Here is a 23010-nt window from a genome sequence, read left to right as displayed (position 1 = left end):
CCTCGTCGATCATGATTTCCCCGGCAAGCGGCTTGCGCAGGCCGAGCAGCGTTTCGACGAGCTCGGTCTGGCCGTTGCCGCCGACGCCGGCGATGCCATAGATCTCGCCGCTGCGCACGACGAAGCCGATGTCGGGGACGGAGATATAGCCGTCGCCGCGCGCGCAGGTCAGCTTGTGCACGGTGAGGCGGTCGGGACCGGGCGCCGCGGCGATGCGCGGGACGGTCGGGGCCGCCGCCCCGACGATCAGCTCGGTCAATTCGGTTTCGTTCGTCTCCGCGGGGATGCGCGTGGCGACGGTGCGGCCGCCGCGCATCACCGTGATGTGGTCGGCATAGGCCAGCACTTCGGACAGCTTGTGGGTCACCAGCACCACCGCGCGACCCTGCTGCGCCAGCAGGCGCATCGTCGCGAGCAGACGCTTGGCTTCGGTGTCGGTGAGCACCGCGGTCGGCTCGTCCAGGATGATGAGCTCGGCACCGCTGATCAGGGTTTTGAGGATCTCGACGCGCTGCTGCTCGGCGATCGACAGCGTTTCGACGCGCGCGCGCGGATCGATGGTGAAGCCGACCGCTTCCGCATGTTTCTTGATCTCGGCTTCGATGGCGCGCAGGCCGGATTTGTAATGCGGGCGCGGACAGGCGAGCAGGATGTTTTCGGCGACGCTCAGCGGCTTCACCAGTTTGAAGTGCTGGTGCACCATGCCGATGCCGCAGGCGGCGGCCTCCTGCGGCCCCGACAGGAAGCGCGCGGCGCCCGCGATCAGCATCTGGCCGGAATCCGGCTGGTACAGGCCGGCGGCGATGTTCATCAGCGTCGACTTGCCGGCCCCGTTCTCGCCGAGCAGGGCGCGAACCTCGCCGCGTTCGGCGATGAAACTCGCGCCGTCGAGCGCGCGAAACCCGTCGAAGGTCTTTTGCACATCGCGCAGTTCAAGGGCAGCCGGCATCGTTCATTCACCAGGAGGAGGCAGCAGCGCGCTTTTATGCGCGCTGCGCGGTGTCGGTCAGTTCTGGGTGATCACGCCGGGGACGAACCAGTCCATCTTCCACAGGTCGGCGTCGGACAGGACCTGGCCGGAGGCCACGCGCTGCTTGCCGTCCTTGTCGAAGATCGGGCCGGCATAGATCTGCTTGCCGTCGATGATGGCGGTGCGTTCCGCCATGATCTTGTCCTTGGCCTCTTTCGGCACCGCATCACCGCAGCAGGCGATGTCGGTGCCGCCTTCCTTCATGCCGGGGAAGGCGCCGTAGGGCTGCGTCTTCCACTTGCCGGCTTCGACCTCTTTCAGTTCCGGAATCAGGAACTTGTCCCAGGTCCAGACCGACGAGCAGAGCGTCGCCTTGGGGGCGAACTCGCGGAGATCGCGATGATGGCCGGTGCCGAACACGCCGCGCTCCTGCGCCACGATCTGCGGCGTCGGGGAATCGACGTGCTGGCCGATGACGTCGGCGCCCTGGTCGATCAGCGCGCTTGCGGCGGCGCGTTCCTTCACCGGGTCGTTCCACGAGCCGGTGTAGACGACGGTGGTGGTCGCCTTCGGGTTCATCAGCTTGGCGCCCATCTCGAAGGCGTTGATCGTCCAGTTGACGACGCCGAAGGGATGCGCCGCGACGAAGCCGAGCTTGCCGGTCTTGGAGGCCGCGCCGGCCGCCATGCCGCAGAGGAATTGGCTCTGATAGGTGCGGCCGTAGAACGACTGCAGGTTGCTGCCGTTGACCGTGCCGGAGCCGTCGAGGAATGCCACTTTTGGGTACTTCTCGGCGAGCTGTTTGAACGTGTCGGAATAGCCGAAGGCCGTGCCGATGATGATATTGCTGCCGCGCTTGATGAACTGCTCGACCGCCGGACGGATCTGCACCGCGTCCTCGGGAATGCTCTCGACGAAGGGGATCTTGGTGTTGAGCGCCTTTTCCATCTTCGGTTTGGCCTCGTCGAAGGCCTGCGTCCAGCCGCCGTCGTTCTTGGGCCCGAAGTAGATGAAGGCGATCTTCGGCGGTCCGCTCAGCGTGAAATCGTCGGCGTTCGCCGTGACGGACGGACCGATCGCCAGCGTGGCGACCGCAGCGAGACCGAGAATATGTTTGATGACCATCTTTATTCCCCCATAGAGACGATAAGCGTTACAACACGGTGTTGATGCGGAAGACGTTGCCCTCGGGATCCCGGAGGACGGCCTGGTACCAGTCGTAATAGGTTTTGTAGGGCTTTTTGATCAGCGTCGCGCCGGCGGCTTCCGCGACGGGCACCAGGCGATCCACCTCCGCGGCCGAGTCGACGTCGATGTTCAAAAGAAAGCTTACGCCGGTCGGATTGGCGTGATCGCCGAGGCCGAGCAGGCCGTAGGCGTCCTGCGCGTTGAAGCCGATGCAGCAGCCGCCCGCGTCGATGCCGCGGAAGATCGGCGAGCGGATCGCCTCGACTTCTGCGAACCCGAACACGCCCTTGTAGAAATCCGGCAGGGCGTCGAGATCGTGGGTGAAGACATTGACGTAGGAAAGAGCCGCCATCTCAGGCCGCCTTCTCGCCCTTGCCGAAGGTGGTTTGCTTGACGAACTTGCTGAGCAGGTTCTCGCCCGACGTCGTCGGCGCGTATTTCGGCGGGTTCTCCGCGCTCGTGCACGTCGGCAGGCATTCGACGATCGCGTCGTAGTTCGGCTGATGGAAGAACACGATCGACAGGCGGTCGACGTTCTCCGGCGACCCGAGCTCCGGGTTGACGACGCGATGCACCGTCGAGGACCAGAGATCGTTGGTCCACTGTTGCATCAGATCGCCGATGTTGACGATAAATGTGCCTTCGATGACGGGGACGCCGACCCATTCGCCGGCCTTGTTCTTCACCTGCAGGCTGGCGTCGGAGAGATCCTTGCGCAGGATCGTCATACTGCCGTAGTCGGAATGCGCGCCGGCGCGCAGCTGGCCGGGCAGCGGAGCTGTGGTCTGCGCGGGATAGCGCAGCACGCGCATCATCGAGATGTTCTTGTCGATCGTCGGGTCGAAATAATGTTCGTCGAGGTTCAGCGCCAGCGCGAAGATGCGCATCAGATCGCGCGCCAGAGCGTCGACGGCGCCAAAGTATTCGGTCCAGACGGCCTTCAGGTCAGGCGGCTCCGGCGGCCAGATATTTTTGGCGAAATGCGGGCCGGCCTCGGCGTTGGTGTAGTAGGGGTCGTTTGGCGGCACATCGATCGGGCCGATCGACAGCGACTCCTTGATGTCGGGCGGCGTCGGCTCGTCGAGGCTGAAGGACAGGCCTTCACCGCCGACGGTGCTGTAGCCGCGCACCTGGTCCGGCGCCGGCCGATCGACGGCGAGCTTTTCGGCATGCGGCAGCGCGAAGAAACGCGCCGACACGTCATGGGTCTTCTTGATCAGCTCTTCGGAAATGCCATGGCCGGAGACGACCAGAAATCCGATGTCCTTGCAGGCCTGCCCGACCTGGGCGGCGACCGCCGCGCGGCCCTCCTGCGTTCCCTCGCGATAGGGCGAGAGATCGATAACCGGCACATGAAGTAGCGTCATGATCGACTCCGAAAGCTGACCAGATGGTCCGGTTACGAAGAGCAATCGCTGTGCCAGAATGTTTGGGGGCTAAACGTCCAGGGTTTTCGCCATGGTGCGCGTGCCGCTGGCACTTTTGGAGCTGCCTCGGGTGCGGCCCTGCACAAATTAGAAGACGAACGTCGCGAAAACAGACCGGATGGTCCAGTTTTGGGCGCGCCGCCATCACGCCGCCGACGATGCCGGGCGAAGCTGCGCCAGCAGCGCCTCGATGCCACCGAACAGGGCATCGCTACGCACCGCCCGAAGCCCCGCACCGCCTTCGACGACGAGCGCCGGGACGCCTTGTGCGCCGACGGCCTGCATCAGCGCGCGGCCCCTGGCGACCCGCGCCCGGTCGAATGCCCGCAGCGCCGCGTCGGGCGCCCCCAGCAGGGCCGCGGCATCGGCGAAGCCGGCCTCGGACAGGATGGTGATGAGCGAGGGCAGCGCGACGATATCGCGTCCGTCGACGTAGCGCGCCGCCTGGATCGCGTAGAGCGCGTCGAACTCGCGGGTCGGGTCGCCCTCGGCGACTGCCGCGAGTGCCAGCGTCGCGGCGGCGGAGTCGAACGCGGTACCCAAGGCGCCGAGCACCTGCGTGCGATAGGCCGTGGTAAACGGCTGGCCGGTGAGCGCGCCGATGCGCTGATCGTTGGTCCAGGCATAGGCGGCGAAGGCCTGGTCCATCGTGCGGCCGCTGCCGCTGAACAGGCCCGTCGGGACCGGCGTCACCGCGACTCCGGCCTGCCGCAGCGCGCGCATGGCAGGGATCGCGCCGTAGCACCAGCCGCACAGGGGGTCGTGAAGATAGAAGACGGTGTGATCCATCACGCGGGCGTCCTTGCAGATCGATTTCGAGCGGGTCGGTCCGGAAGGAGCCCGACCCGCAAGCGGTCAGACATGCAGAAACTGGTCCTTGATCGCCGGCGTGAGCGCCGCGCTCGTCCCCTGCCAGACGGTCCGGCCCTTCTCGATCACCACGTGGCGGTCGGCGAAGGCGGCGAGGGCTTCGACGTTCTTGTCGATGACAAGGATCGCCAGTCCCTCGTTCTTGAGCGCCTTCAGGCAGGCCCAGATCTCGGCGCGGATCAGCGGCGCCAGGCCTTCCGTCGCTTCGTCGAGGATGAGCAGCTTCGGGTTGGTCATCAGCGCCCGGCCGATCGCCAGCATTTGCTGCTCTCCGCCGGACAGCTGGGTGCCAAGATTGCCGCGGCGCTCTTTCAGGCGCGGGAACAGGCCGTAGACCTCGGGCAGGGTCCAGCGTGGCGGCCGGCCGCGGCCCGACGCGGTGGCGACGAGGTTTTCCGCGACGGTGAGGGTGGGGAAAATTTGCCGTCCTTCGGGCACGAGGCCGATGCCGCGCTGCGCGATGCGGAAGGACGGCAGGCCGGCCAGGGGTTTGCCTTCGAACGTCACCGTGCCGCCGGTCGGCCGCAGCATGCCCATGACCGCCTTGATGGTGGTGGTCTTGCCCATGCCGTTGCGACCGAGCAGGGTGACGACCTCGCTAGCGCCGATCGACAGCGACACGTCGAAGAGCACCGCCGCCGCGCCGTAGGACGCTTTCACGCTGTCGACCGCGAGCATCAGGCTTCCTCGCCGAGATAGGCAGCGCGGACGGCTGGGTCGGCGCGGATCTCCGCCGGCGTGCCGCTGGCGATGATCGCGCCGTAGACGAGGACGGAGACGCGGTCGGCCAGCGCGAAAACCGCGTCCATGTCGTGTTCGATCAGGATGATCGCCACGTCGCGCTTGAGACTCTGCAGGGCCGCGATGACGAGCCTTGCCTCGTCGTGGCTGGTGCCGGCCAGCGGCTCGTCGAGCAACAGAAGCTTCGGCCTGGTGGCGAGCGCCACCGCCAGTTCGAGCTGGCGCTTCTCGCCATAGGAGAGGGTGCCGGCGGCGCTGGCGGCGCGGGCGTCGAGACGGAAGCGGGCGAGCAAAGCAAGGGCTTCGGTATTGATCGCGGCGTCCTGCGACACATCGCGGAAGAAGCGGAAGCTCGAGCCGCTGCGCGCCTGGACGGCAAGGGCGACGTTGTCCAGCGCCGACAGCCGCGGCAGGATCGCGGTGATCTGGAACGAGCGGACGAGCCCGAGCCGCGCCCGTTGCGGCATGGACAGCGCAGTGACGTCGCGGCCGTCGAACATCACCTGGCCGGAATCCGGCGCGGCGAGGCCCGACAGCTGATGGATCAAGGTGGTCTTGCCGGCGCCGTTGGGGCCGATGATCGCACGGAGCTCGCCAGCCGCGACCGTCAGCGTCACGCGGTCGGTGACGCGCAGGGCGCCATAGGCCTTGCAAAGGTTTTCGACGCTCAGCAGAGGCACGGTCATCGCCAGGCCTTCAGCAGGCCGGCGATGCCGCCGCGGGCGAAGATCACTACCAGGATCAGCAGCGGCCCAAAAATCATCGGCCAGTATTCGGTGAGCCGCGACAGATATTCCGCGAGCAGGACGAACAGGGCCGCGCCGATGATCGCGCCATGCAGCGAGCCGACGCCGCCCAGCACCACCATGAAGATCAGCTCGGCGGAGCGCTGCCAGCCGGCGTAGGCGGGGCTGACGAACTCCGCCTGGTTGGCGAGAAGCACGCCGGCGACGGAGGCGATCATCCCGGCGATGACATAGGCGGCGAGCTTGTAGGGGTAGGGCGCGAAGCCGATCGCTTCCATGCGCACCAGGTTCTCGCGGATGCCGCGCAGCACGCGGCCGAAGCGCGATGCCACGATCGCGCGGCAGAGCGCGTAGAAGCCGAGCAGACAGATGAAGGCGGCATAGTACAGCACGACGGTGTTCTTCAGGATCGGCGCGCCGAAGACGAGACTGCGCGACGGCAGCGTCATGCCGTCGTCGCCGCCAAAGGCGGCGAGCGACGACGCGAGAAAGAACAGCATCTGGCCGAACGCCAGCGTGATCATGATGAAATAGGCGCCCTTGGTACGCAGCGAGATCGCGCCGGTGACCAGCGCGAAGAGGCCAGACGCCGCGAACGCCACGGCGATCTGGACGAAAACATCGTCGATGCCGCTGCTCGACAGGATGCCGACGCTGTAGGCGCCGATGCCGACATAGGCGGCATGGCCGAAGCTGATCATCGCGCCGTAGCCGAGCAGCAGGTCGAGCGCCATCGCGGCGAGTCCGAAGATCATGATCCGGGTGACCAGCGACAGGACGAAGGCGTCCGCCCCGATCGCCGTCGCCGCAGGAACAAGCGCGAGCAGGGCGAAGATGAGCAGCGGCACGACGCGCCGGCCGTTGGGTTTAAGACGATGAGTCAATGTTTCATCGGGAAAAGGCCGGACGGGCGGAAGCACAGCACGCCGGCCATGATCAGGTAGATCAACATCGGCGCCAGCGCGGTGCCGACCTGGCTCGCGGCGGCGGGGTCGAGTACCGCGCGCAACACGCTCGGCGCGACGAAGCGGCCGAGCGTGTCGATCAGGCCGATTAGGAGCGCCGCGACGAAGGCGCCGCGCATCGAGCCGATGCCGCCGATGACGATCACCACGAAGGTGAGGATCAGCACGTGGTCGCCCATACCTGGCTCGACCGAGAGCAGCGGTGCCACCATCGCCCCTGCGAGGCCCGCGAGCATCGCGCCGGTGCCGAAGACGATGGTGAACAGCAGGCGGATGTTGACGCCGAGCGCCGCGACCATCGGCGCGTTCGTGGCGCCCGCGCGAACCAGCATTCCGAGGCGCGTGTGGTTGACGACGGCATAAAGCAGCAGGCCGACGCCAAGACCGACGCCGATGATGACCAGGCGATAGACGGGATAGAGAATGCCGTCGGAGAGTTCGATCGTGCCGGACAGGACGTCGGGGATCGGGACGCTCAACGGCTCGGCGCCCCACACGAGCTTGACCGCCTGGTTGAGGAACAGAATGACGCCGAAGGTGGCGAGCACCTGATCGAGATGATCGCGGTCATAGAGGTGGCGGAAGACGAGAAATTCCAGCAGCAGGCCGAACAGCAGCGCGGCGGGCAGCGCCAGTGCGAGACCGATGAAGAAGCTCCCGCTCCACGCCGTGAAGGCGGCGGCGAGATAGGCGCCCACCATATATTGCACGCCGTGGGCGAGATTGATGAAATCCATCACGCCGAAAACTAGCGTGAGGCCTGCGGCGATCAGGAACAGGATCATCCCGAACTGCAGGCCGTTGAGGATCTGGATGAAGGCGAACGTCGGGGTCATCGCGCTTTAGTTGGTCGCCGGACAATCCTTGGCGTAGCGGTCGCCGTAGTTCGAAAACACTTTCTCGTCGATTTCGGTCTCGAACTTGCCGTCCGGCCGCTTCGCCACTTTGGTCAGGTAAAAATTCTGGATCGGATAATTGTTGGTGTTGAACTTGAACGCGCCGCGCAGCGAGGTGAAGTCCGCCTTCTTCAGCGCCGCGGTGATGGCGGCCTTGTTCGTCAGGTCGCCTTTGACGGACGTGACGGCGCTGGCGATGAGCATCGCGGCATCATAGGCCTGGAAGGCGTAGCTCGCCGGCACCTTGCCGTAAGCGGCTTCGTATTCGGCGACGAATTTCTTGTTCTGCGGCGTGTCGAGGTTCGGCGCCCAGTTGCCGCCGCCATAGAGCCCGACCGCGGCGTCCTGCTGCGCCGGCAGGGTGGATTCGTCGACGGTGAAGGCGGAAAGGAACGGGATGCGTCCGGCGAGCCCCGCCTGCTTGTACTGCTTGACGAGGTTGACGCCCATGCCGCCCGGCATGAAGGCGAACACCGCATCCGGCTTCATCGAGGCGATCTTGGAGAGCTCGGCCTGGTAGTCCAGGGTGCCGAGCGGGATGTAGGACTCTTCCAAAACCTCGCCCTTAAAATCCTGCTTGAAGCCGGCGACGGCATCCTTGCCGGCCTGGTAGTTCGGCACGAGGATGTAGACGCGCTTGTAGCCGCGATCCTGCGCGACCTTGCCCAGCACTTCGTGGACTTGGTCGTTCTGGTACGACGTCACGTAGAAGAACGGGCTGCAGGCCTTGCCGGCGTAGCTGGACGGCCCGGCGTTGGGGCTGATGAGAAACGTGTTGGCGTCGATCACCGGCTTGTGGATGGCGAGCAGCACGTTGGAGAAAATCGGACCGACGACGAAGTCGACCTTGTCGCGCTCAAGCAGCCCCTTCACCTTGGTGACGGCGACGTCGGGCTTCAGTTCGTCGTCCACGACCACCACGTCGACGTCGCGGCCGCCCATCTTGCCGCCGAGATCCTTGATCGCCAGGGCAAAGCCGTCGCGCGCCTGCTGGCCGAGCACGGCCGGCGGCCCGGAGAGGGTGACGAGGACGCCGATCTTGAGCTTTTCTTGCGCGGCGGCCGGATGGCCGCTCGTAACGACCAGGGCGACCATACCGAGTGTCTTCATCACGTGCTTCATCATGCGTCTCGCCGTTCATGCGATGGCCTGGCGCCATCCCGCGAATTACTTCAAGCCTAAAGTGACTGCGAAATGCGGACAAGCAATAAGCAGGCCCGGGCTGTAGGACGCCCGGTGGAATTTCGTTAACCATGTGGCAACGAAATGCGCGGTAGATCCGGGAGACGCACGCGCTCATCCGGCGTTCAGCCCGTGTCCGTTAGTGATCCTCATCGCGAGGGGAAAGAATTCGATGCGCACCCGAACGTCTGCCGTCATTCTCGCGTGCCTGGCCTTGCCGTCGGCGGCGTTTGCCGCCGATCTCGATTATCGCTATGCGCGGCGGCCGCACCGCCCGGTCATCGTCGAGCGTCCGCCGGAAGTCCTTTTCGCGCCGCCGCCGCCGCGGATCTACTCGCGGCCCGTCGTCGGGTTCTACGCCTACCCCTACGATTATCCGGAGCGGTTGCCGCGCACCGCCTACGGCCCCGGGCCGCATCCCTTCATTTACGCCCAGCCGCCGGGCCCGGTCGATCCGGCCGGCGCCCGCCGCTATCAGCCGCCTTACGATCCGGCCGGCGGGTACACCGCCGACTATCCGGCACCGACCTACGATTTCCACTGATCGAGGCGGCCGAGCGAACTCAGCCGCCTTTGCGAGCCGCAGGCGGAGCAACCCAGGCGCCGCAGCCGGCGATTCGGAAGTAGCAGCCCCTGGGTTGCTTCGCTCCGCTCGCAAAGACGGAATGTGCGTCAGAGCCGCGGCGTCACGCGCATCAAAACCGTCTCCGCCGGTCGCAGCGTGACCTTCATCAGCGCTTTCGGCATCGGACCCGCGGCCTCGAGGCGGACCGTCTGCAGCAGCACGGCGAGGATCGCCACGGCCTCCATCGTCGCGAAGGCGCTGCCGATGCAGATGCGCGCGCCCGCGCCGAAGGGCATGAAGGCGTAGCGATGCCGCGCCTTCGTCGGCTCCGGGGCAAACCGGTCGGGATCGAACGTGTCTGGATCGTCCCAGATCGCGGCATGGCGGTGCAAGGCGTAGATCGGCACGGTGAGCATCGTGTCGGCTTCGATCGTCACGCCGGCGAGCGCGAAAGGCTTCAGCACGCGCCGCGCGATCATCGGGGCCGGCGGATAGAGCCGCATCGCTTCCTGAAACACCTGGCGCGTGTAGGCCAGGGCCTCGATATGCTCGGGCGCGATCGGCGCGCCCGCCGTGATCGCAGAAATCTCGTCGACGACCCGGCGTTCGATCGCGGGATGCTTCGCCAGCAGCATGAACGTCCAGCCAAGCGCGACCGCGGTCGTCTCGTGCCCGGCGGTGATGAAGGTGAGGAGATTGTCGGCGACCTCCGCATCGGTCATCTGGCGCCCGGTTTCCGGGTCGGCGGCGGCCAGAAGCAGGGCGACGAGGTCGTCCTGCGCCCCGGCCTCGCGCCGGCGGTCGGCGATCATTGTCAGGACCGCGTCGCGCATGTAGGCGGCGGCCGCCTCGGTGCGCTTGCGGCCGGGGTAGGGCATCCAATCCGGCGCCTTGAGCAGCGCGAGCGCGAACATCCAGTTGGTCGACTGCAGATAATCGGTGACGCTGCGCTCGACGCGGCCCGCGTCGATCTGGCCGGGGCCGGAAAGCATGGTGTCGACGATGATCTTGAACGTCGTGACCATCATGTCGTGGCCGACATCGAAGCGCGTGCCGGGCTTCGCGGCGCGCCAGCGGTCGCGGGTCTGTTCCGCCGCGACGATCATCGCCGGCAGCAGGCCAAGCAGACGACCGTGCTGAAAGGCCGGGGCCATCGACTGGCGCTGCCAACGCCAGTGGGCGCCGTCCGCCGTCAGTAGTCCCTCGCCGATGGCGGGTCCCAGCACCCGTTTGATTTCTTGGCCCTTGTCGAGCGCGTCGGCGTTGCGGACCAGCGCCTCGTGGATCAGCACAGGGTCTGTCACGTAGACCCGGTCGCGTCCAAAAATCCGCGAGACGACCAGGCGGTGGTCGAACACTTCGGGCGGAAACGCATCCAGCGGATTGCGGACGATCCGGGCCATCGTCGCCAGCGAGGAGCGCCGGCTGTAGGCAATTCCGGGCTCGGGACCGACCGTGATGGGACTGACGATGGTCATGCGCTCTCCGAAAGCGGCGGCCCGCTCAGGACCAACCGTTCGGAAGATGGCGCAGAACCTCTGGCTATTTCAAGGTCTTGAGCTTGGAGAAGACGGCGTTGACGTCGAGGTCTTCTTCTTCCTCTTCGGCCGGCTGGCGCGGCTGCTCGCCGAACACGGAGCTTTCGTTAACCGGCGCCTCACGCTCCGGCGCGGTAGTAATTTCGGCGGGCATCAGGGTCGGTCCGCGATCGATGACGGCGGCCGGGCGGTCCTTGGCGGCGCGGTTGACCTCGAAGTCGAGATCGATCTGCGAGCACAGGCCGAGCGTGACGGGATCAAGCGGGCTGAGCGCCGCGGAATTCCAGTGCGTGCGGTTGCGGATGGCGTCGAGGGTCGTCTTCGTGGTGCCGGCGAGGCGCATAATCTGCGCGTCCTTCAGCTCCGGATGGTTGCGGACGAGCCAGAGGATCGCGTTGGGGCGATCCTGGCGGCGCGACAGCGGCGTGTAGCGGGCGCCGCGCCGCGGCTTCATCTCGGGCATCCGCACCTTGGAGATGGCGATCGAGAGGTGATGGCTCGCATCCTTCTCGGCCTTGGCGATTTCTTCGCGCGTCAGCTGGTTCGAGGTGATCGGGTCGTGGCCCTTGATCCCGGTGGCGACTTCGCCGTCGGCGATGCCCTTGACCTCGAGGGGATGCAATTTGCAGAAATCGGCGATCTGCTCGAACGTCAGCGACGTGTTTTCGACGAGCCAAACGGCTGTTGCTTTCGGCATCAGCGGTGCGTTGCTCATGGGGTGGTTCTCCTGGACGACTGTCCGCGAAAGGGATCCGCATTCGGCGCTGGATGCGCCAAGAGATCGGCGGGGCGTCAATTGATTAAAAAGCGGGAAGAGCCGAGGTATAAGGAGCGGGACCAGGGAACGCAATATGTCTTCCCGGGTGGCGCACGCTTCTTCGCGGCCGGATCGCGCGCCGAGACGGTCGGGCGCGGTGGGCGAGGATAGGCAGCATGCGCGACGAGGACGACATCCGCCGGCCGGCGACCCATCAGGTCGGCGAGAAACTCGACGATCTCTCCGTCGCCGAACTCGAGGCGCGGATCCTGCTGCTGCGGGATGAGATCGCCCGCCTCGAAGCCGCCCGGACGCAGAAACAGAGTGCCGTGGCGGCCGCAGCGTCGTTTTTCAAAACGTAACAAATCCGTGCCATTTTGGGACAATGCGTCCCGCCATCGGCGCTTTTTTGGGATCTTGAACGCCGGCCCTTTGTCGTCCGGTGCCGTGCCATTTGTGCTGCCTTGGAGGAGAAGCGCGACAAAGCCGGTGACGATTAAGGTTAACCGATCGTAAATGGTTACTTTTAATTTAATGGCGTCGCACTTGCAGCTACAACCCCGACTGCAGCACCGGATAAGGCCCAAGGGGATCATGGCTCAAGATTTGTTTGCCCGTAACAATCCTATTTCGTTCGCCCATCACGTTGCGTCGTCGGACGTGTTCAAGAGCCTGTTTCGCGACGGCATGGCGCTCGTCGAGGAGACGGCCGGCTATCTCGATGGCGACGGGCGCGACGATGCCAGGAATCTGCCGCGGCCCGCGGCGCTGAGCTATGCGTCGGAGAGCATGCGGCTCACCACGCGCCTGATGCAGATCGCCTCCTGGCTTTTGCTGCAGCGTGCGGTGAACGAGGGCGAGATGACCCAGGCCGAGGCGCTGAGCGACAAGAAGCGGACTTGCCTCGCCTGGCAGGATACGCCGTCGGGCGACGCCGCCGACCTGCCGGTCGCGCTGCAGACGCTGATCGAGACATCGCTGCGGCTTCAGGAGCGGCTGATCCATCTCGATACCTTGATCACCGAAGGCGAGCCGGCGGCGTTCATGCCGGTGCCCAACCCGCTCGAAGGCCAGATGACGCTGCTGCGCGCCGCCTTCTGCCAGTAAGGTCGTCAGACGAGACGCAAAAAAGGCCGCTTCCACATCTGGAAGCGGCCTTTTCGTATTTGAGGACCGTAGCGAACCCGCGCCGAGCGCCGGTTCGCGGTTCAGGACGCGGGCGCGTCTTTCTTGCCGAACGACAGGCCAGCGAAGCGCGAGTTGAAGCGCGACAGACGACCGCCGCGATCGAGCAGTTGCGCGGAGCCGCCGGTCCATGCCGGATGAGTCTTCGGGTCGATATCGAGGTTCAGCGTCTCGCCCTCGTAGGTCGAGCGGGTCATGAACTCGGTGCCGTCGGTCATCACGACCTTGATCATCTTATAGGCCGGATGGATATCGGACTTCATCGTGTGTACTCGTCGAAAAGGGATCGTCGGGGAGGATCGGTGCTGGACGGGCAGAAGCCACGTGCAACGAAATCAAGCGGTGCCTATAGCCGATCGGTGCGCCGCCAGCAACCCCAGGACAAGACAAAGACGCAAACCGCCGCCATAGCCTCGACGCCGCAGTCTTACACCCCCGAGAGCCGATGATCCGATCCGAAAAAGCCAAGATGCTCGCCGGCGACCTGTATCACGCAGCAGACCCGGAAATCCGCGCGGACCTCGCGGCCGCCATCGCCTGGCTCGCCCGCTACAATGCGGCAGCCTGCCTGCCCCATGATGCCCGCGCGGCCTTGCTTGCCGAGCGCTTCGCCGCGGTCGGGCCAGGCTGCGATCTGCGGGCGCCGTTCTATTGCGATTTCGGCTTCAACATCACGCTGGGCCGCAACGTCTTCATGAACTTCAATTGCGTGATTTTGGACGTCGCACCCGTCAGCATCGGCGACGACACGCAGATCGGCCCGCTGGTGCAGATCCTGACGCCGGATCACCCGCGCGATCCGGCGCTGCGCCGCACAGGCCTCGAGTCGGCGCGGCCCATCACCATCGGATGCAACGTCTGGATCGGCGGCGGCGCCATCATCACGCCGGGCGTCAGCGTCGGCGACGACGCCATCATCGGTGCCGGAAGCGTGGTGACCCGCGACGTCCCGCCCGGCGCGACGGTCGTCGGCAATCCGGCCAGGCCCGTGGTCAAGCGCGATTAAGCGCTCGCCCGCGCCTTGATCGCGTGGTCGGCGAGGGTGCGGCCCAGCGTCCACACTGCGCCCGGCACCTTGTGGGCGTCGGCGATGACGGCATCGAAGGACCGTTCGATCCAGTCGCAGTCGGTGTCGTTGATGCAGAGCGGCGGGATCAGCTTGATCACGTGGTTGCCGGCGCCGGCGACCTGCACCAGCACCTTGTGCTCCTTGAAGATCGGGATGGTGATCAGCTGGCAGAACAGGCCGGTGTTGACGGCTTCCAGCAGCGACCAGGCGGCCTTGAGCTTCAGCGAGCGCGGCGTGCCGAACTCGACGCCGATCATCAGCCCCTTGCCACGGATATTTTTGACCAGCTCGTAGCGCTCGGCCATCGCGTTGAACGAGGTCATCAGCCGTGCGCCCATCCGGGCGGCATTGCCGACGAGGTCTTCCGCCTCGATGACTTCGAGCGTGGCAAGGCCTGCGGCCATCGCCAGATCGCCCTTGGCGAAGGTCGAGCCGTGCACCACCGCCCGGTCCATCCGGTTGAACACCTTCTCGAAGATTTTACGCCGCATCAGCACGGCGCCGATCGGCACGTGACCGCCGGACAGCGCCTTGGCGATCAAGATCATGTCGGGCTCGACGCCCCAATGCTCGATCGCGAAGAATTTGCCCGTGCGCCCGAGGCCGGTCTGGATCTCGTCGGCGACGAACAGGGTCCCGTGCTTGCGGCAGATCTCCTGCACGCCGCGCAGATACTCGTCGCTGGGCATGTAGACGCCCTTGCCCTGGATCGGCTCGACGATGAACGCCGCGACCTTTTTCGACGCCAGGGCGCGGTCGAGCGCCGCGAGATCGTTGAACGGCACCTCGATGGAGCCGGGCATCAGGGTGCCGAAGCCGGTGCGGAACATCTTGTCTGCGGTGAGCGACAGCGCGCCATAGGTCAGGCCGTGATAGGACTGGCTGGCGTAGGCGATCTCATCGCGCCCGGTGGATGCCCGGGCAAACTTGATCGCGGCTTCCACGGACTCGGCGCCGGAATTGGCGAAGAACACCTTGTCGAGGTAGGGCGCGTAGGTCAGCAGACGCTCGGCCAGAATGCCGGCAAGGACGGAGACGTCCATCTGCACCAGGTTGGGCAGGTCGCTGCCGAGCACGCTTTTGAGCGCATCGCGCACGGTCGGGTGGTTGCGGCCGATGCCGAAGACGCCCCAGCCGCTCAAAAGATCGAGGTATCGGTCGCCCTTGCGATCGAACAGGTATTGCCCGTGACCGCTGCGGAAGCCGACGTCGTAGCCGATGGTCTGCAGCACGCGGACCATCTGCTCGTTCATGTGCTGGGTATGCAGGGAGTACCGGTCGATCTCGCGGTCGGCGAGGAGCGAGCCGATGTCGAACGGCGGGCGGTCGGTGGTCGGGACGGTGTCAGTCGGCAGTTGTGCCATGCTTCATGCTCCACGGCCGCGTCGGCGGCCACCTCGGCAAGCCTTGCCGGAGGTCAAATCAAGGTTGGTCGGTCGCAGATAAGCCCAGCCGACCTGAGCGCGGGCTGAACGGCCGCAACTGGGCGACGGATGAGCGTGATGCCGCGTCCGTGATCGTCTCTGACCAAGCGATATAGCGGGTTGTCGCCGCCTGAGAAAGCGCTAAGGCCACCCAGATTGCCTCACGCCCTGGGGGCCCTGATCCGTCGTCTGCTCTTCGAGGCGGAGCAGCACAGCTTGGCGGCGATCGATTGCGGCAAAGCCGAGCACGGTCGTCAGCATGTTCGCCTCGACCATTCCATGGAGGTGGCGGTCGTCGATTTCGCCCGCGGTCCAGAACGACAGGCAGCCGCGAAACGCGACCGCAAGGTTCGTGGCAAGGACCGTTTCGGCTGCGCGCGCATCGTCGGAGAGACCTTCCCGGTCGCCGAGCGCCAGCGCCCAGAGCGCCCGCGATTGCACCATCACGGCGCCCGGGGTCGCGCTGGCGACCCCCAGCGAACCGACGACGGCACGGTGCACGTCCGGTTGTCCCAGAAGGTGTGCGACGGCGATGGCGCCCATCGCCAGGACGCGATCGGTCGCGTCGCCGGCCGGCGCCTGGGCCTCGAACGCCGCGGCCATGCGTTCGATGAGCCGGCCCGAGAGCGCCTGCATGATCGCGTTCTTGCTGCCGAAATGATTGAACGGCGTCGCGAACCCGACGCCGGCGTCCGCCGCCAGCGCCCGCATCGAGAAACTCGCGGTGGGATCCGCGCACAACAGGCGCTCGGCCGCATCCAGCACCACGTCCCGGGCCAGAAGCCGATTGCGGTCCCTCAGGGAGGGCGTTGGGGCCTTCGTCATGATCGATTCCAAAACCGTGAGGAGCTTTTACTGGACAAATCTATATCATGATATAAATAACGTATCGCAATCAAAATATGCCGGTGGCCATCCGAACGCCGGCAGCGCGCAGAGGGCGATCCATGAAGACCAAAGACACCAAAACTTTCCTGATCACCGGAGTCAGCTCGGGGCTCGGCAAAGCCTTCGCCGAGGCGACGCTGGCAGCGGGCCATACCGTTATCGGCACGGTACGGCATAGCGAGGCCGCCGCGGCCTTTGCAGCGCTGTCGACAGAGCGCGCGCATCCTCTGCTTCTCGACATCACCGACTTCGATGCTATTCCGGCTGCGATCACGAACGCGCAGGCGGCGGTCGCGCCGATCGACGTCCTCGTCAACAACGCAGGCTATGGGCATGAAGGCGTGCTGGAGGAATCCTCGCTCGAGGATATCAGGCGGCAGTTCGACGCCAACGTGTTCGGTGCTGTGGCGATGATCAAGGCGGTTCTGCCCGGCATGCGGGCGCGGCGATCCGGCCATATCGTCAATGTCACCTCGATGGGCGGCTTCATCACCATGCCGGGCATCACCTTCTACTGCGGCAGCAAGTTCGCGCTGGAGGGCATCTCGGAGGCCTTGGGCAAGGAGGTCAAGCACATCGGCATCCGCGTGAGCGCGCTCGCGCCGGGGCAGTTCCGCACGGATTGGGCCGGCCGGTCGATGGATCGCGCGCCGCGGAGCATCCCGGACTACGATGCCGTGATGGACCCGATCCGCGCGGCGCGGCAGGCCAAGAGCGGCAACCAGCCCGGCGATCCCGCCAAGGCCGCGCAAGCGTTGCTGGCCCTTGTTGCGGCGGACGAGGCGCCCGTCCGCCTCTACCTGGGCGACGATGCGCTCCAGGTGGTGGAAGACAAGATCGCCTCCATGAAGCGCGAGATCGCGGCCTGGGAAGCGGTGTCGCGGTCGACCAATTTCGTCGTGAGCTAGGCGGATCGCCCTAATCGATCAAAGCTTCAGCGGCGCCAGATCGCAAAACTCCTGCGATCCGGCCGGAAGACCGCGGACCCGGCCGGCGATGCGAGCCGCGTGGCCGTCCCCTTCGATCGAGAACAGGTGATAACCGGCGCGGCGTCCGGTGGTGCCTTTCAGCGCCGAGGCGGAGGCAACGCCGACGATCGGCACAGGCTTGTGCGGCGTCGGCAGGTGGATCACGGACGGCTTGTGATTGTGGCCGTGGATCACGAGCTCGGCGCCCGTCCGCTTCATGATGGCGGCGAACGCGCCTTCGTCGGTCAGGCCGCGGCCGACGCTGGTGCCGCGCATGTGCGGGGGATGATGGATCATCACCACGCGAGTCAGGCCGCGCGCGCCGGTGTCGGCCAGCATCGCCTCGAAGGCGCTGCGCTGCTTCAGGCCGAGCCGGCCCGAGGCGATGAACGGGGCGGTCGGCACGCCGGAGCAGAGGCCGATGAGGGCGACGCCGCCGCGCTCCTTCAGGTAGGGATAGCCGGGCACGCCGGTCGCGTCGCTCGCCGTCCAGGGCGCAAAGGTGCGGGCCAGGGTCGGCAGCGATCGCCTGGTGTAGGCGTCATGGTTGCCGGCGACAAAGCTGACGGCGGAGCCGGGCTCGCCCAGCGTGCGCAGCCAGGCGTCAGCCAGCACGAACTCGCCGGGCAGGCCGATGTTCATGATGTCGCCGGTCATAGCGATATGGTCGGGCTCCTGCGCCTGCATGTCGGTGACGAGGCCGCCAAGGATGTCCATGTCATGCGCCGTCGAGCGCCCGCGCTTCCAGTTGAGGTAGCCGGTGATCCGCTTCCCCATCAGGTCGCGTTTGCGCGCCGGTGGCAGCGGGCCGATATGGGCATCGGAGAGATGGGCGAGAAGAAAGGCCAAACGGGATCCGCCGCGCCGCGGCTCGCCCTCGCGCCGCGCCGATCAGAGGAAGACGTGCTGTCGCCGTGACGTCCGGACCGGCTGTCTTGGCCGGCGTCGAATCCGGCGCCGTCACCTTGACGAAGCGGGCATTCTTGCCGACCGAGTATGCCACCAATCCGAAGCGCGTCGGCGCGCTCTCGAGGGGTGGATGGAAATATAGGCAGGAGCGGGGGCGTGTCCATGACAGAAGCGCCGATTAGGCCGCGCCGCGCATCGCAGCGGTGGATGGCGCGGGCTGCTGCCGTGGCGCATGGCCGTCTCTGGTGGCTGCGTGCGGTGACGCTGGGTGTGCGGGCCATCGTCATCGACGAGGCCGGGTGGGTGCTCCTCGTCCGCCACACCTATACGCCGGGATGGTATCTCCCCGGCGGCGGCGTCGATCGCGGCGAGAGCGCCGAGGACGCGGTGATTCGCGAGGTGCTGGAAGAGGCCGGCATCCTCTGCCTGGAGCGGCCGGCGCTGCATGGACTGTATCACAACGCCCGGGTCCGTCGCGATCATGTCGCCTGTTACGTCATCCGCCGCTTCGAGCATGCCGCGCCGGCGACACCGGACTGGGAGATTGCCGAGAGCGGGTTCTTCAAGCCCGACGCGCTGCCTGCGGGCACCACCGCGGCAACGCGGCGGCGCCTCGCCGAGGTGCTGGATGGCGCGCCGATCGGGGAGGACTGGTGAGCCGCGCCCGGCTGCTCCGGCGCCGCCCCCAAGGGGACTCGCTTCAAGTCTCGGAGCATGGTCCCGATCACAAAAGTCTGCACCTTTTGTGGAAAATGCTCTAGGGCGTGCCCATGGCCGATCTCTCGCTCACGCTTGCGCCCCAGACGGATGCCGATCTCCCCGCGATCGAGCGTCTGACCGAGCGCGCCTTCGGGCCCGGCCGCTATGCCCGCTCGGCCTACCGTCTGCGGGAAGGCGTGCCGGCGAATGCGAGCTTATCGTTCGTCGCCTGCGTCGGCACGTTTCTGGTCGGCGCCAACCAGATGACGCCGATCCGCTGCGGCGACACGCCGGCCCTGCTGCTCGGCCCGCTGACCGTCGACCCGGCGTTTCGCTCGGGCGGCATCGGCGAAGCGCTGGTCAAGCGCTCGCTCGACGCCGCGCGCGACGCCGGCCACACCCTGGTGCTGCTGGTCGGCGATCTCCCCTATTACAGCCGCATGGGGTTCCGCCCGGTGCCGGAGACGCAGCTGACCTTCTGCGGTCCCGTCGATCCGGCGCGGCTGCTGTATTGCGAGCTGGTTCCGGGGGCGTTCGCGGCAGTGTCCGGGACGGTGACGAAGGCCTGGGTGTAGCGTCGCCGCCGTTCACCCCATCCTAACGTCGACGCGGCAGGGTTCGGCGATGGAACGGACCGGCCCCAAGACGGCACGCCCGCCCGACGCCAAACTTTGGCTCGTCGTCGCCGTAGCCGTGCATATCCTCGTCGCCACAGCGGTCGCCGTCTATGGCGCGTTTCCGTCGACCTATGACGAGATCGCGCACATCTCCTTCGTCAAGGCGATGGCCGAGGCGCCGGTGCTGTTTCCGCACTACGGCAGCTACCGGCTTCTCGACGCCCAAAATCTCGGCGTGTGGACCAGCGAGCCGAACTACCTCGCGCATCCCGCGCTCTACTATCTGGTCATGGCGCCGCTCTGGACGCTCACCGGCGGCAGCGTTCTGGCCCTGCGGCTTGCCGACGTCGCGCTGTCGGCCGCCGGCCTGGCCCTGGCGGCGGCGGCCGGCGCAAAACTGATCGAGGCGCCGCGGACGCGGCTGCTGTTCATCCTGCTGGTGTTCTGCTTTCCCAAAAACCCGGTCATCGGCGGCATCGTCAGCAACGACAATCTCGTCCTGGTCGCCGCGGGGCTGTTCCTCTGGGGCTGCGCCAGTCCGTCCCGCCGCACCCTCTGGCTCGGCCTGGCCTTGGCGCTTGCGGGCTGGACCAAGCTGACGGCGCTTGTCGGGCTCGGCGCCGCGGCCGGCGTCCTCGTCGTGTACGAGGCCTGGAGCCAGCCAGGGCCACGCCTGCGTCGGGGGCACGCTGCCTTGGCCCTCGCTGTGCTGGTCGGGCTCGTCCCCTATCTCGTGAACTGGACCCGGACCGGGCATCTCCTTTACGTGCCGGAGAACGGGTTCTGGACGATCCCCGTCGCGCAGCGTCTGACGCTCGATTTCTGGGGCTTCGTCGCGGTCTTCTTTGGCCGGATCGTCGAGAAATTTCCGGCGGCGGACCGGATGATGGATGACGCCTGGCCGCTGGCCGGCGTCGTCCTCGTCGCTTTCGCGGCGCTTCGCGCGAAGGGCGAGGGCAGGGCGCGGCGGGTGGCGACCGGTTTTCTCGCGGCGCTGGTGATCTTCGTGCCGATCCACCTGTTCTACGCCTGGAAGACCTTCTTGACCTTCGGCCAGCTTAGCGATGCGCAGCCGCGCTACTACAACGAGCTCTGGCCGGGCTTCGCGCTGGCGCTGGCGCTCGGCTGTACCGCCCTCGACGGCCGCCGCTGGCCCGTCGTCACGATCGCGGTGGTGGTCGCGAGTCTGGCGCCGACCGCACTTGGGCTTCTGATTTTTTCGCCGCCGGGGATTTAGTCCGCGACCAAGTGGAGGCTACTCATGCGGCTTCCACTCCGATGACCAGCCGGCGCCCAAGCGCGGCCAGTGCGGCGACCAGCGCCGGCATCTTTGTCGCATGATCCGGATCGAGGATCCGGCGAACTTCCTTCGCGTCCTTCCCGAGGCGCTTTGCCAGTTCGGTCTGCGTGATCTGCGCGGCCTTGAAGGCCTCGATCACGGCGATCTTCGCGGCAATGTCGGCATCGACACTCAACACGATCTGCCCCGGTCGCGGCTTCGAGGCTATGGGCAGGGGCCTGTCGACCGAGAGCAGGCCGAGCAAGGCCACGCCAAGCGCGTCGCTGCCCATAGCTCGCGCGTCGGCCTCGCCGTCGCCCTGGCTGATCGCCTCCGGAACATCGGGAAAGGTGACGACGATGACGTTGGCGTTTTCGCCCGGTTCGAAGACCGCAGGATAGGCGAACGTTCGCATGGTCTTCTCCTAGCGTTAACGTACGGTCCCGATGTCATGCGAGGCCGAGGTGTTTCCTGATCTTCGCTGCCGTTGCGGGATCGATCTCGCGGCTGGGCAGAGTGGTCAGTCTGTCGCCGATGTAAACCGTCGCGTGACCGCCTTTGCCGCGCTTCTTATTGACTGAAAACGACAGACCCCGCTGCTTCGCTACGTCGCGTAATTCGGCGATGAAACGATCTCGCTTGTCCGTGTTCCGCCGCCTAAATCCGACATGCAAAAATAGGGCATTTTTGTCCTCGATGCAATTGACCACGCAGTTTCCGGCCAGCGCCCACATCCACGAATGGGAGAAGGGCGCCTTCTCTTAAGCCGCCGCCCCCCGCCGCCCCTCATAAACCCAGGCCAGAACCACGCTGCCGAGCAGCGCCAGCAGGCCCACAAACCCGATGGCGAGCGGGGAAAACCCGATGCCCTTGACCTCGCTGGCGCCGGTCTTCTTGATCGCGGCATAGTCCGAGCCGCCGTAGATCGGGCTGTCGCGCATCGCCAGCAGGCGGGGCAAGGTGATGGCGCCGTCGCGGCCGTCGGCGATGCGGCGCACGGTGCCGCCCGTGGCTTCCGCCAGCGGTCGCAACTTGTCGGGCGTCGAGACGACCTCCTGGAATTCCTTCGGGTTTTCCGGCCCGACGTTGGTCAGCACGGAGAGGTCGCCGTCGACCACCTTAAACAGGCCGAGTTCTTTCGTCTCGATCTCGGCGCGCCACAGGCCCGGCTCGCCGGCAGTAAGGGTCACCGTGGTGGTCTTGCCGGTCGGCGTGGTGACGGTCGCCGGCGGGACGTCGGGCTTTAAGCTCTGGCGCTCGATGACGAGCTTGTGGCCCTGCACCGTCGCCCGCAGCGCCTCCTCTTCCAGGTCCGGCTCCTTCATCAACCAATGCGCCAAGCGCCGCAGCAGGTCGAGATAGGGGCCGCCGCCGTCGTAGCCGCGCGCCCACAGCCACATCTGGTCGCTCAGCAACTCGGCGACGCGGCCCTTGCCCTCGCGGGAGAGGACCAGGACCGGCTTGTTGTCGGCGCCGTCCATGATGCTGGTGCCGCGAGTCAAAGTGGCGCTGATCTGGCGGAACCACGGGCTCCACGCCGGCGGCACCTGGTCGGCGCCCAGCAGGCCGCGGGTGACCGGATGCTTGGCGCCGTCCGACGACACGGCGGCGCGAAACCCATGCTCGATCAGCTCGCCGTCCGGCCGTGCCGGGGCGATCTTGCCGATCGGCGAGAAGAAAATGCCTTCGCTGCGCGAAAAGTCGGGGCCGGCCGCCAGCATCAGCGCGCCGCCGTCGCGGACGTAGCGCACGATATTGTCGAGGTAGACCGGCGGCAGCACGCTCTGGTTCGAGTAGCGGTCGAAGATGATGAGATCGAAATCCTTGATCTTCCGGCCGAACAGGTCGGCGGTCGGAAAGGCGATCAGGGAAAGTTCGTTGATCGGCGTGCCGTCCTGCTTCTCCGGCGGGCGCAGGATGGTGAAATGCACGAGATCGACGTTAGCGTCCGATTTTAACAGGTTGCGCCACATGCGCTCGCCGTTGTGCGGTTCGCCCGACACCAGCAGCACCTTCAGCTTGTCACGCACGCCGTCGATCGTCACAACCGCCTTGTTGTTGATCGCGGTGAGCTCGTCGGGGAGCGCCGCGACTTCCAGCTCGATGACGTTCTGGCCGCCGTGCTCG

The 23010-nt window shown here is 66.2% G+C and carries 26 protein-coding genes and 2 pseudogenes; 9 read left to right on the top strand and 19 right to left on the bottom strand.

All coding sequences use genetic code 11. The features are described from left to right. The 10 genes from GSQ79_RS12470 to GSQ79_RS12425 form a co-directional block, all read right to left on the bottom strand. A partial coding sequence (locus tag GSQ79_RS12470) for an ATP-binding cassette domain-containing protein (protein WP_158809040.1) occupies positions 1 to 949 on the bottom strand: 949 nt, incomplete at its 3' end. 57 nt (positions 950 to 1006) lie between these two features. Further along, the gene (locus GSQ79_RS12465; protein WP_158809039.1) at positions 1007 to 2095 is read right to left on the bottom strand and encodes a BMP family ABC transporter substrate-binding protein; all 1089 of its coding nucleotides are present in this window, start codon (positions 2093 to 2095) and stop codon (positions 1007 to 1009) included. A 28-nt stretch (positions 2096 to 2123) separates the two neighbouring features. Next, positions 2124 to 2510, bottom strand: a complete 387-nt coding sequence (locus GSQ79_RS12460) for a VOC family protein (protein ID WP_158809038.1) — start codon at positions 2508 to 2510, stop codon at positions 2124 to 2126. Position 2511: 1 nt separating this feature from the next. Next, the gene (locus tag GSQ79_RS12455; protein ID WP_158809037.1) at positions 2512 to 3525 is read right to left on the bottom strand and encodes an isopenicillin N synthase family oxygenase; all 1014 of its coding nucleotides are present in this window, start codon (positions 3523 to 3525) and stop codon (positions 2512 to 2514) included. A 204-nt stretch (positions 3526 to 3729) separates the two neighbouring features. Next, complete coding sequence (locus GSQ79_RS12450) at positions 3730 to 4374, bottom strand: DsbA family protein (protein WP_158809043.1); 645 nt, start codon at positions 4372 to 4374, stop codon at positions 3730 to 3732. Between the two features lie 66 nt (positions 4375 to 4440). Beyond that, positions 4441 to 5133: an ABC transporter ATP-binding protein gene (locus tag GSQ79_RS12445; protein ID WP_158809036.1), complete on the bottom strand. Its 693-nt coding sequence runs from the start codon at positions 5131 to 5133 to the stop codon at positions 4441 to 4443. After that, positions 5133 to 5882, bottom strand: a complete 750-nt coding sequence (locus tag GSQ79_RS12440; protein WP_158809035.1) for an ABC transporter ATP-binding protein — start codon at positions 5880 to 5882, stop codon at positions 5133 to 5135. The genes GSQ79_RS12445 and GSQ79_RS12440 overlap by 1 nt, the downstream gene beginning before the upstream one ends. After that, positions 5879 to 6826, bottom strand: coding sequence for a branched-chain amino acid ABC transporter permease (locus GSQ79_RS12435; protein WP_210253071.1), 948 nt, complete (start codon positions 6824 to 6826; stop codon positions 5879 to 5881). The genes GSQ79_RS12440 and GSQ79_RS12435 overlap by 4 nt, the downstream gene beginning before the upstream one ends. Next, positions 6823 to 7743: a branched-chain amino acid ABC transporter permease gene (locus tag GSQ79_RS12430; RefSeq protein ID WP_158809033.1), complete on the bottom strand. Its 921-nt coding sequence runs from the start codon at positions 7741 to 7743 to the stop codon at positions 6823 to 6825. The genes GSQ79_RS12435 and GSQ79_RS12430 overlap by 4 nt, the downstream gene beginning before the upstream one ends. A gap of 6 nt (positions 7744 to 7749) precedes the next feature. Beyond that, a complete protein-coding gene (locus GSQ79_RS12425; RefSeq protein WP_158809042.1) occupies positions 7750 to 8925 on the bottom strand; it encodes an ABC transporter substrate-binding protein in 1176 nt (391 codons plus the stop codon). A gap of 232 nt (positions 8926 to 9157) precedes the next feature. On the opposite strand from GSQ79_RS12425, the gene GSQ79_RS12420 reads away from it, so the two are divergent. After that, the gene (locus GSQ79_RS12420) at positions 9158 to 9529 is read left to right on the top strand and encodes a hypothetical protein (RefSeq protein ID WP_158809032.1); all 372 of its coding nucleotides are present in this window, start codon (positions 9158 to 9160) and stop codon (positions 9527 to 9529) included. A 128-nt stretch (positions 9530 to 9657) separates the two neighbouring features. Here GSQ79_RS12420 and GSQ79_RS12415 read toward each other — a convergent pair whose 3' ends face one another. Then, positions 9658 to 11028 (bottom strand): cytochrome P450, encoded by a 1371-nt coding sequence (locus tag GSQ79_RS12415; protein ID WP_158809031.1) that lies wholly within the window; start codon positions 11026 to 11028, stop codon positions 9658 to 9660. A 64-nt stretch (positions 11029 to 11092) separates the two neighbouring features. After that, entirely contained in the window at positions 11093 to 11803 is a 711-nt protein-coding gene (locus tag GSQ79_RS12410) for a DUF1013 domain-containing protein (protein WP_158809030.1), read from the bottom strand. A gap of 218 nt (positions 11804 to 12021) precedes the next feature. Here GSQ79_RS12410 and GSQ79_RS12405 point away from each other — a divergent pair, with 218 nt between their 5' ends. Continuing rightward, the gene (locus tag GSQ79_RS12405; RefSeq protein ID WP_158809029.1) at positions 12022 to 12207 is read left to right on the top strand and encodes a DUF1192 domain-containing protein; all 186 of its coding nucleotides are present in this window, start codon (positions 12022 to 12024) and stop codon (positions 12205 to 12207) included. A gap of 232 nt (positions 12208 to 12439) precedes the next feature. Beyond that, positions 12440 to 12952, top strand: coding sequence for a DUF1465 family protein (locus tag GSQ79_RS12400; RefSeq protein WP_158809028.1), 513 nt, complete (start codon positions 12440 to 12442; stop codon positions 12950 to 12952). 101 nt (positions 12953 to 13053) lie between these two features. On the opposite strand, the gene rpmE is transcribed toward GSQ79_RS12400, so the two are convergent. Next, complete coding sequence (rpmE, locus tag GSQ79_RS12395) at positions 13054 to 13293, bottom strand: 50S ribosomal protein L31 (RefSeq protein ID WP_158809027.1); 240 nt, start codon at positions 13291 to 13293, stop codon at positions 13054 to 13056. Between the two features lie 182 nt (positions 13294 to 13475). Between rpmE and GSQ79_RS12390 the strand changes: the two genes are divergently transcribed. Beyond that, on the top strand, positions 13476 to 14036 hold the full coding sequence (locus GSQ79_RS12390) for a sugar O-acetyltransferase (RefSeq protein ID WP_158809026.1): 561 nt from the start codon (positions 13476 to 13478) through the stop codon (positions 14034 to 14036). Here GSQ79_RS12390 and GSQ79_RS12385 read toward each other — a convergent pair. Together GSQ79_RS12385 and GSQ79_RS12380 are read right to left on the bottom strand one after the other, a co-directional pair. Then, positions 14033 to 15463, bottom strand: a complete 1431-nt coding sequence (locus GSQ79_RS12385) for an aspartate aminotransferase family protein (RefSeq protein ID WP_158809025.1) — start codon at positions 15461 to 15463, stop codon at positions 14033 to 14035. The two genes, GSQ79_RS12390 and GSQ79_RS12385, sit on opposite strands and share 4 nt — an antisense overlap. A 201-nt stretch (positions 15464 to 15664) precedes the next feature. Then, on the bottom strand, positions 15665 to 16348 hold the full coding sequence (locus tag GSQ79_RS12380; protein WP_158809024.1) for a TetR/AcrR family transcriptional regulator: 684 nt from the start codon (positions 16346 to 16348) through the stop codon (positions 15665 to 15667). A gap of 122 nt (positions 16349 to 16470) precedes the next feature. On the opposite strand from GSQ79_RS12380, the gene GSQ79_RS12375 reads away from it, so the two are divergent. Further along, positions 16471 to 17319, top strand: coding sequence for an oxidoreductase (locus GSQ79_RS12375; protein WP_158809023.1), 849 nt, complete (start codon positions 16471 to 16473; stop codon positions 17317 to 17319). 18 nt (positions 17320 to 17337) lie between these two features. Here GSQ79_RS12375 and GSQ79_RS12370 read toward each other — a convergent pair whose 3' ends face one another. Continuing rightward, positions 17338 to 18228, bottom strand: a complete 891-nt coding sequence (locus GSQ79_RS12370) for a metallophosphoesterase (protein WP_158809022.1) — start codon at positions 18226 to 18228, stop codon at positions 17338 to 17340. Positions 18229 to 18450: 222 nt separating this feature from the next. Here GSQ79_RS12370 and GSQ79_RS12365 point away from each other — a divergent pair, with 222 nt between their 5' ends. From GSQ79_RS12365 to GSQ79_RS12355, 4 genes and pseudogenes are all read left to right on the top strand, one after another. After that, positions 18451 to 18945, top strand: a complete 495-nt coding sequence (locus tag GSQ79_RS12365; protein ID WP_158809041.1) for an NUDIX domain-containing protein — start codon at positions 18451 to 18453, stop codon at positions 18943 to 18945. A 57-nt stretch (positions 18946 to 19002) separates the two neighbouring features. Continuing rightward, a pseudogene (locus GSQ79_RS30330) lies at positions 19003 to 19065 on the top strand (4Fe-4S binding protein); the annotation flags it as partial. After that, a complete protein-coding gene (locus tag GSQ79_RS12360; protein ID WP_158809021.1) occupies positions 19059 to 19562 on the top strand; it encodes a GNAT family N-acetyltransferase in 504 nt (167 codons plus the stop codon). The pseudogene GSQ79_RS30330 and the gene GSQ79_RS12360, both read left to right, overlap by 7 nt. A 49-nt stretch (positions 19563 to 19611) precedes the next feature. Continuing rightward, positions 19612 to 20841: a hypothetical protein gene (locus tag GSQ79_RS12355; protein WP_158809020.1), complete on the top strand. Its 1230-nt coding sequence runs from the start codon at positions 19612 to 19614 to the stop codon at positions 20839 to 20841. Between the two features lie 22 nt (positions 20842 to 20863). Here GSQ79_RS12355 and GSQ79_RS12350 read toward each other — a convergent pair whose 3' ends face one another. From GSQ79_RS12350 to GSQ79_RS12340, 3 genes and pseudogenes are all read right to left on the bottom strand, one after another. Next, positions 20864 to 21298: a type II toxin-antitoxin system HicB family antitoxin gene (locus tag GSQ79_RS12350; protein ID WP_158809019.1), complete on the bottom strand. Its 435-nt coding sequence runs from the start codon at positions 21296 to 21298 to the stop codon at positions 20864 to 20866. 34 nt (positions 21299 to 21332) lie between these two features. After that, a complete protein-coding gene (locus GSQ79_RS12345) occupies positions 21333 to 21593 on the bottom strand; it encodes a type II toxin-antitoxin system HicA family toxin (RefSeq protein ID WP_158809018.1) in 261 nt (86 codons plus the stop codon). A 51-nt stretch (positions 21594 to 21644) separates the two neighbouring features. Next, a pseudogene (locus tag GSQ79_RS12340) lies at positions 21645 to 23010 on the bottom strand (hypothetical protein); the annotation flags it as partial.

It is taken from the genome of Beijerinckia sp. L45, assembly GCF_009765775.1.
Classification (GTDB): Bacteria; Pseudomonadota; Alphaproteobacteria; order Rhizobiales; family Beijerinckiaceae; genus RH-AL1.
Note: the sequence above shows the minus strand (reverse complement) of the source record. Positions and strands in the feature narration are given on the sequence as shown.

Coding starts and splice junctions, on each gene's coding strand:
- GSQ79_RS12465 (WP_158809039.1), bottom strand. CDS start 2,095: ATGGTCATCAAACATATTCTCGGTCTCGCTGCGGTCGCCACGCTGGCG.
- GSQ79_RS12460 (WP_158809038.1), bottom strand. CDS start 2,510: ATGGCGGCTCTTTCCTACGTCAATGTCTTCACCCACGATCTCGACGCC.
- GSQ79_RS12455 (WP_158809037.1), bottom strand. CDS start 3,525: ATGACGCTACTTCATGTGCCGGTTATCGATCTCTCGCCCTATCGCGAG.
- GSQ79_RS12450 (WP_158809043.1), bottom strand. CDS start 4,374: ATGGATCACACCGTCTTCTATCTTCACGACCCCCTGTGCGGCTGGTGC.
- GSQ79_RS12445 (WP_158809036.1), bottom strand. CDS start 5,133: ATGCTCGCGGTCGACAGCGTGAAAGCGTCCTACGGCGCGGCGGCGGTG.
- GSQ79_RS12440 (WP_158809035.1), bottom strand. CDS start 5,882: ATGACCGTGCCTCTGCTGAGCGTCGAAAACCTTTGCAAGGCCTATGGC.
- GSQ79_RS12430 (WP_158809033.1), bottom strand. CDS start 7,743: ATGACCCCGACGTTCGCCTTCATCCAGATCCTCAACGGCCTGCAGTTC.
- GSQ79_RS12425 (WP_158809042.1), bottom strand. CDS start 8,925: ATGAAGCACGTGATGAAGACACTCGGTATGGTCGCCCTGGTCGTTACG.
- GSQ79_RS12420 (WP_158809032.1), top strand. CDS start 9,158: ATGCGCACCCGAACGTCTGCCGTCATTCTCGCGTGCCTGGCCTTGCCG.
- GSQ79_RS12415 (WP_158809031.1), bottom strand. CDS start 11,028: ATGACCATCGTCAGTCCCATCACGGTCGGTCCCGAGCCCGGAATTGCC.
- GSQ79_RS12410 (WP_158809030.1), bottom strand. CDS start 11,803: ATGAGCAACGCACCGCTGATGCCGAAAGCAACAGCCGTTTGGCTCGTC.
- GSQ79_RS12405 (WP_158809029.1), top strand. CDS start 12,022: ATGCGCGACGAGGACGACATCCGCCGGCCGGCGACCCATCAGGTCGGC.
- GSQ79_RS12400 (WP_158809028.1), top strand. CDS start 12,440: ATGGCTCAAGATTTGTTTGCCCGTAACAATCCTATTTCGTTCGCCCAT.
- rpmE (WP_158809027.1), bottom strand. CDS start 13,293: ATGAAGTCCGATATCCATCCGGCCTATAAGATGATCAAGGTCGTGATG.
- GSQ79_RS12390 (WP_158809026.1), top strand. CDS start 13,476: ATGATCCGATCCGAAAAAGCCAAGATGCTCGCCGGCGACCTGTATCAC.
- GSQ79_RS12385 (WP_158809025.1), bottom strand. CDS start 15,463: ATGGCACAACTGCCGACTGACACCGTCCCGACCACCGACCGCCCGCCG.
- GSQ79_RS12380 (WP_158809024.1), bottom strand. CDS start 16,348: ATGACGAAGGCCCCAACGCCCTCCCTGAGGGACCGCAATCGGCTTCTG.
- GSQ79_RS12375 (WP_158809023.1), top strand. CDS start 16,471: ATGAAGACCAAAGACACCAAAACTTTCCTGATCACCGGAGTCAGCTCG.
- GSQ79_RS12365 (WP_158809041.1), top strand. CDS start 18,451: ATGACAGAAGCGCCGATTAGGCCGCGCCGCGCATCGCAGCGGTGGATG.
- GSQ79_RS12360 (WP_158809021.1), top strand. CDS start 19,059: ATGGCCGATCTCTCGCTCACGCTTGCGCCCCAGACGGATGCCGATCTC.
- GSQ79_RS12355 (WP_158809020.1), top strand. CDS start 19,612: ATGGAACGGACCGGCCCCAAGACGGCACGCCCGCCCGACGCCAAACTT.
- GSQ79_RS12350 (WP_158809019.1), bottom strand. CDS start 21,298: ATGCGAACGTTCGCCTATCCTGCGGTCTTCGAACCGGGCGAAAACGCC.